The sequence below is a fragment of the Desulfovibrio sp. 1188_IL3213 genome (assembly GCF_036763145.1).
In the GTDB taxonomy this organism is placed as follows: Bacteria; Desulfobacterota; Desulfovibrionia; order Desulfovibrionales; family Desulfovibrionaceae; genus Desulfovibrio.
Map to the genome: position 1 here is coordinate 1 of NZ_JBAIYR010000351.1, position 2,405 is coordinate 2,405.

A 2,405-nucleotide genomic window follows, 5' to 3' on the forward strand; every position below is an offset into this window, starting at 1 on the left:
TCGGCGTCAAAGGCCACAAGGCAGCCGCCCTCGCCGCAGGTGATGTTCTTGATGCCGTCAAAACTGAAGCAGACCAGATCGCCGAAACTGCCGATCTTGCGGCCGTGGTGCTTGCAGCCAAAGGCGTGGGCCGCGTCTTCCACCACACGCAGTCCCTTGCGCCGGGCAAAGTCGTACACTTCGTCCAGATGCCAGGGATTGCTGGCGTAGTCCACAAACATGACAGCAATGGTATTGGGGGTAAGGCGCTTTTCCGCATCGGCCAGATCGAGCGTTCCCGTCCCGGCCAGCACGTCGCAGGGTACAGGAACGCAGCCCGCTGCGGTAATGGCCTGAAAAGAGGCCACAAATGTGAGGGAAGGAACCAGCACCTCCGGCTTGCACGGCACACGGCTCAGGGCGGCCGCGGCATCCACGGCGAGATGCAGGGCCGCTGTGCCCGTGTTGACGGTAATGACCTGATCAGCTTTTACGCCAAGGTACTGCGCCACTTCCTCTTCAAAAAGGCGCACCTCATTGCCCATGCCGAGATAGCCGTCTTCCAGAAGAACACGGCTCACTGCACGGGCTTCCGCTTCACCCACTATGGAACGGGAAAGACGCATGGACATGACAGCCTCCTGCTGCGCGGGCATTGGCCCGGCCGGGCCTGACAGCCAGGGGGCCTGCGGCGCGGCGCAATGCGCCTGTGGGCCGGAAGCGCTGCGGTTCCGGCTTCAAACAGGGCAAAAGACAATTTTTACAGAACCTGCGCGGGCAGGTTTCCAGTTACATACCGCCGACAAGATGCGGGGTAGCCAGTGATCGGCCCGAAGGCCGGCAAAGTCTGCCCGCACCTGCCCCGCGGCACGGATTTTCGTAAAAAACCTTGTGAAACATTTACGTATTCCACTTGCCGAACGTCATGCATGCTCGCGTCCACGCCCCCCGGCACACCGCTGCAATGGCGGATTCGTCCGGTGGAGGCACGGACAAGAACATGCAAAAACAGCCGCCCCTGCCGCAACCGGCACAAAGGCAAAGAAAGCACGGCGCAAACGCCACGGGACACGCTCACACCGAGAGCATATATCTCATGTTAACTTCGCCCGTTACGGCACACAGCAGAGCAAACGGCCGCTCTAGCCTGCTTCGGCGTTCATGTCGCTCAATAATGTATCGAGGTCAAGCAGAATGAGCAGGCGGTCGTCGAGCTTTCCCACCCCCCGGATATACTCCGAGCCGATGCCGCACACAACGGGCGGGGCAGGTTCCACCGTGGAAGCAGGAATGCGCAGCACTTCTGAAACGCCGTCAACCAGAAAACCCACGATTTTCTGGTTGAATTCCATCACCACAATGCGCGTTTCGGCATTGTGCTCCATCACGGGCATATTGAAGCGGGTGCGCATGTTGACGACAGGAATAACCTTGCCGCGCAGGTTGATGACGCCCTCTATAAAGCGCGCCGCATGCGGAACCATAGTTATCTGCATGGGCCGGATAATTTCCTGGACGGAAAGGATATCCACCCCGAACTCTTCTTCGGCAATACGAAAGGTGACAAGCTGCAGCCTGTCGCCCTCGTGTTCGTCTTCACCCGGGTGCTCAAGCAGGGCGCCTTCCGGTGTGGCAGTGCTCATATCTAAACCTCCATCAATAGGCGGATAACGAATCTGTAATCCTTATCGGCAATGTCACGGCGGACAAAAGGGCGCGCTCGCGGCTGGGACGCCGTTTTATCCACACCCCGGAGCAGCCGTCGGGATGTACTACGCCTCCGTGACGGACTCACGCAGCAGACAGTCGCGCAGACTGTCGGCAAGGCGCCCCGGCCATGTCAAAATCCTTGACCGCCGTCAATATGGCGGCGATCTCCTCGGCGTGGGGAGTGCCGTCTGCCAGCAGCGAGAGCTTTTCCATCGAGCTTTCCACTGCCCCCCAGTCCGTTTCCATACGCCGGGGCAGATCATCCAGAAAGGCCAGCAGGGCCTCGCGGTGCTCTTCCGCCAGATGCCCGGAACCGCTGGCCGTACGGCAGGCATGCTGCTCCATGCTCCGCACATAGTCGAGCACCCGCCCCATCTCCGTTTCAAAAGCGTCAAGCACGGCGTGCTCAGGCAGACTGTGGGGCAAAAACTCTTCCAGCATGCGGGTCAGATCGCAGATGCGCTCCACTCCCAGGTTGGCGGCCACCCCCTTGACCGTGTGCGCCATGCGCGCGGCCCCTTTGAGGTTGCCGCTTTCGAGCATCCTGCGCAAACGGGCGGGACTGTCGCCATAGTGATCCACAAAACGCTGAAGGAGCTCAAAATACAGTGTTCTGTTATTCCCCACAGTGGCAAGGCCGGACTCCACATTGACAATGGGAACGACCGGCTCCACGTCAGGCGGCGTCTCCGCAGCGGCAGCAACCGCGGCAGCAA

Annotated in this window: 3 protein-coding genes; all 3 read right to left on the bottom strand. The window is 60.3% G+C overall.

Going from position 1 to position 2,405, the window contains the following annotated elements:
* On the bottom strand, nucleotides 1-611 hold a 611-nt coding region (locus tag V6C16_RS11295; protein ID WP_333543247.1), incomplete at its 3' end, for a DegT/DnrJ/EryC1/StrS family aminotransferase.
* 510 nt (nucleotides 612-1,121) lie between these two features.
* On the bottom strand, nucleotides 1,122-1,622 hold the full coding sequence (locus V6C16_RS11300) for a chemotaxis protein CheW (protein WP_333534852.1): 501 nt from the start codon (nucleotides 1,620-1,622) through the stop codon (nucleotides 1,122-1,124).
* A gap of 148 nt (nucleotides 1,623-1,770) precedes the next feature.
* Nucleotides 1,771-2,405: Hpt domain-containing protein (locus V6C16_RS11305; RefSeq protein WP_333543248.1), on the bottom strand; the 635-nt coding region annotated here is incomplete at its 5' end.